Genomic DNA, 4064 nt, shown 5'->3' on the forward strand with positions numbered 1-4064 from the left:
ACGTTGTAAGTGCGCAGCATCTTGCTGGCATCACGATCGTTCACGGCAACCTCCTGCATGGAGCGCAAAGAAACAGTATCGCCCGCGTGTGACGGACGGTGGGACTGGATGTCATCAGACATAGGTAAATCCTCTTTCTATACTGACAACATGGCCAGCCACTATCGCAGTAACAACAGGTGAGAACAACCCGCAAGGCTGGCTTTCAGACAGGATAAAACCCTGCGAGCCACAGCCACGGGACTGTTTTCTACTCATATCATTGTAAAACACGTTTTTAGACTCCGTGTAACGAGTCGGGAGAAATCAGGGGTGGATGCCCCGGGAGATTGCAGGCTACATCAGTTATATGTCGGGAATGCGATGTTCACGCAGACCTGAGCTTACTGAGTAGCGTACCGATGTCGGTGACTGACCTGTCTGTAATCAGGCTGTCTGAAACATCGCAGAGATGACAGACGCTTTTCTGAATGAAGGTCTGAAAGAAGTGCTGCAGAACGCAATAAAGGCTGCAGGGGATGCTGTTGAAATGTTACAAACGGTAAAAAGTGGGTCATTAAACTAACCACCTCCACACGTGCCACGCATCACCCGCGGGCATTCGAGCTGAGAAAACAGTAATTACTGGAATACGCTGCTTCTGCAGGGCCTGCAGAAATGTGCATAGCGCGCGCCGTTTATACCGATAACACGCTGTAAATGCAAAATGAAAATGCAGTACAAATAGTTTCAGACCGTGAATATCACTGCAAACCCGCACAATAACACCCACTCCGTCACAAAAATGACTGGCATTCAGAACGCCTGCTATCCTAAAATAGCCATCCAGATGTTAATCCGTCCACACGCTTGGGTGGTTTAACGCGCAAACTGCTTCAAGGCTTTGCCTAATGGGGACATGCAGGACGCATTGCGACAATGGCGAGCTCTGCTCCTCATCTGCCAGTCTCCCCAGTGCTATGCAGTGATATCTAACCCGTCGTATGTAAGGTAAAGAACATAATGGCTAAACATCTCTTCACGTCCGAATCCGTTTCGGAAGGACATCCAGATAAAATCGCTGACCAGATTTCCGACGCGGTACTGGACGCAATTTTAGAGCAAGACCCAAAAGCACGTGTTGCATGTGAAACTTATGTCAAAACCGGCATGGTCCTGGTTGGCGGTGAAATCACCACCAGCGCATGGGTCGACGTTGAAGAAATCACACGCCAGACTGTTCGTGAAATTGGTTATATCCATTCCGACATGGGTTTCGACGCCAATTCCTGCGCAGTGCTGAGCGCTATTGGTAAGCAATCTCCGGATATCAATCAGGGCGTTGACCGTACTGATCCGCTGGAACAAGGTGCGGGCGACCAGGGTCTGATGTTTGGTTATGCGACCAACGAAACCAGCGTACTGATGCCAGCACCTATTACTTATGCCCACCGTCTGGTGCAGCGTCAGGCTGAAGTGCGCAAATCAGGCACCCTGTCATGGCTGCGTCCGGATGCGAAAAGCCAGGTCACTTTCCAGTATGACGAAGGCAAAATCGTCGGTATCGATGCCGTGGTATTGTCTACTCAGCACTCTGAAGACATCTCGCTGAAAGATTTGCAGGAAGCGGTGATGGAAGAAATCATCAAACCTGTCCTGCCAGCAGAATGGCTGAACGCCGGTACCAAATACCACATTAACCCGACTGGCCGTTTCGTTATCGGTGGCCCGATGGGTGACTGCGGTCTGACCGGTCGTAAAATCATCGTGGATACCTACGGCGGCATGGCCCGTCACGGTGGCGGTGCGTTCTCTGGTAAAGATCCGTCGAAAGTTGACCGCTCAGCGGCCTACGCGGCACGTTATGTGGCGAAAAACATCGTGGCTGCCGGTCTGGCAGATCGTTGCGAAATCCAGGTGTCTTACGCTATCGGCGTGGCAGAACCGACTTCCATCATGGTGGAAACCTTCGGTACCGGTAAAGTCTCCAACGAACAACTGACCCTGCTGGTGCGCGAGTTCTTCGACCTGCGTCCGTACGGTTTGATCCAGATGATGGATCTGTTGCACCCTATCTATAAAGAAACCGCCGCATACGGTCACTTTGGTCGTGAACATTTCCCTTGGGAAAAAACCGACAAAGCCGCTCAGTTGCGTGAAGCCGCAGGTTTATAAGAAACCCACGCGTCATAAAATCTCTCAAACCCCGCCCCAGGCGGGGTTTTTTATTGCCCCTTATTCCCCTTTCGTTTCTTATTCCTTTCTTTTTCGCCATTTAAATACCCAAACAGCTTACAACAACCGTTAACCGAAGATGTTATATCTAAATGATTTTAATGGATAATTTCAAAATCACGTTTACATTCATTTAACTTAATACATCATGTAGATGTGCGCCAGTTTGAAATTAGCCGTCTTCATTTAGTTAACATTCACGATTATAAAAACAAAATAACGAATAAAATCCCTTCATAATCATGAAAGTGAAAATCATGCCAAATGTTATATTTATGTTGAATATCATTTATAGCCAAATAAATAACACAAATAGCTAATTTGCATGCCATTGACCTGAACATTCATTGAATCTATTATTCACCCCATCGAAAGCAACCAAACAAATATCAAGTAAAAGGAATTAACGAAATCTTCTTCAGGATAGCGACTTATTAAACATTGAGAAAATGACAATGCCATTAACAAAATTGAAATCATGGGTAATGATTTTAGCGGCTTCCCCATTACTTTTATCAGCATCATCATTTGCAGGAATAAGCGTCTACCCTATTTCGGTTCCTATGCAGAAAAGCGGTGGTGCACAAATTAGCGTAACAACAAACTCCGCCACCACGGAATATGTAAAAACGACGGTAAAGAAAATAAATAACCCGGCAACGCCGCAGGAAAATGAAACAACAATAACTCAGTCATCTGGTAACGGTATTGTTGTGACACCGGAGAAATTCGGACTGGCACCCGGCACCACCCGAATTATACGTCTGATTAATATTCAGCAACCGCAAACAGAAGAAGCCTATCGCGTTTACTTTGAAGGTGTTCCGGGGCTGAATAATAACGGTGGGAAAAGTGACCAGAAGAATCAGACCAAACTCGGCATCAGCATGATCTGGGGCGTACTGGTTACCGTCCCGCCTGCCGCACCGCGACTAGACTTCACGCTGGATCCGGCGACTCGCGTGGTGAGCAACACCGGCAATATTCATCTTAAAATTAACAGTATCGGCTTATGTCCTCAGCAACTCACTGATGACGGATGTAAATGGAGTAAACCGGTAAAAAATAGCATTTACCCTAATCAGCGCGCAACGTTATCTCCGGAATTATTTAAAGGAAATAATTACCGTGTGGTGAAAGTGAAATACTTCAACTGGACAGATAAAACCGTTGGCGTAAAAGAATTCAGCGCAAAATAGATCTCATTATTTTACGTAAAGAATAACTCTTGTTATAAACCCCGCATAGCAATATGCATCTTCTTAATTAGGAATTAAAAATGAAATCAATTATCAAACCACTGCTGGTCACTGCAATCATGGGCTTCGCTATTAACGCTTCTGCTGTACAGAAAGATATTACTGTGACTGCAAACGTTGACGCCACTCTGGATATGACCACTGACACTGGCGAAGTATTACCTTCTACGATGGAAATGACTTATATGCCTGGCGTAGGTCTGGAACCTGTTACACAGATGACCAAGATCTATTCTAACGATGCTGAAAAAGATGTGAACATCAACCTGGCAGGTACCCCGCAATTAATGGATACCGTGGGTACCAACCCAAATATCCCACTGACTGTTAAATACGGCGAACTGACCCTGACTCAGGCTCAGCAGACCATGGCTGCAACTACCCTGTTCCCGAACGGCGATACCACTAACGGTTCCATCATTCAGCCTCTGAAAGTCAGCCAGACCACTCAGGCACCTGTTGCTTCCGGTAACTACAGCGGCGTTGTCAGCGTGGTACTGACTCAGGCAACTGAAACGCCATAAGCGTTCATTCCACCTGAATCACTCCTCATCGGCCTGTTAATCAGGCCGATTCTTTTCACCTCTCAGA

4 protein-coding genes are annotated in these 4064 nt (G+C 46.7%); 3 read left to right on the forward strand and 1 reads right to left on the reverse strand.

What is annotated here, in order from left to right:
- A partial coding sequence (locus AC1DUO_RS23605) for a hypothetical protein (RefSeq protein ID WP_477989027.1) occupies positions 1 to 122 on the reverse strand: 122 nt, incomplete at its 3' end.
- An 880-nt stretch (positions 123 to 1002) separates the two neighbouring features.
- On the opposite strand from AC1DUO_RS23605, the gene metK reads away from it, so the two are divergent.
- The 3 genes from metK to AC1DUO_RS23620 all read left to right on the forward strand — a co-directional run bounded on the left by metK (position 1003) and on the right by AC1DUO_RS23620 (position 3997).
- Positions 1003 to 2154 (forward strand): methionine adenosyltransferase, encoded by a 1152-nt coding sequence (gene metK / locus AC1DUO_RS23610; RefSeq protein ID WP_112150883.1) that lies wholly within the window; start codon positions 1003 to 1005, stop codon positions 2152 to 2154.
- A gap of 773 nt (positions 2155 to 2927) precedes the next feature.
- Positions 2928 to 3413 carry a hypothetical protein gene (locus AC1DUO_RS23615; RefSeq protein WP_314520656.1) on the forward strand — a complete coding sequence of 162 codons (486 nt, stop codon included), beginning with the start codon at positions 2928 to 2930 and terminating at the stop codon, positions 3411 to 3413.
- A gap of 80 nt (positions 3414 to 3493) precedes the next feature.
- On the forward strand, positions 3494 to 3997 hold the full coding sequence (locus AC1DUO_RS23620) for a fimbrial protein (RefSeq protein WP_013576817.1): 504 nt from the start codon (positions 3494 to 3496) through the stop codon (positions 3995 to 3997).
- Positions 3998 to 4064: the final 67 nt, after the last annotated feature.

This window comes from Rahnella sp. P4_A8 (assembly GCF_056402435.1).

What these genes read in the sequence shown, in the direction of transcription:
- metK (WP_112150883.1), top strand. Translation starts at nt 1,003, where the DNA reads ATGGCTAAACATCTCTTCACGTCCGAATCCGTTTCGGAAGGACATCCA.
- AC1DUO_RS23620 (WP_013576817.1), top strand. Translation starts at nt 3,494, where the DNA reads ATGAAATCAATTATCAAACCACTGCTGGTCACTGCAATCATGGGCTTC.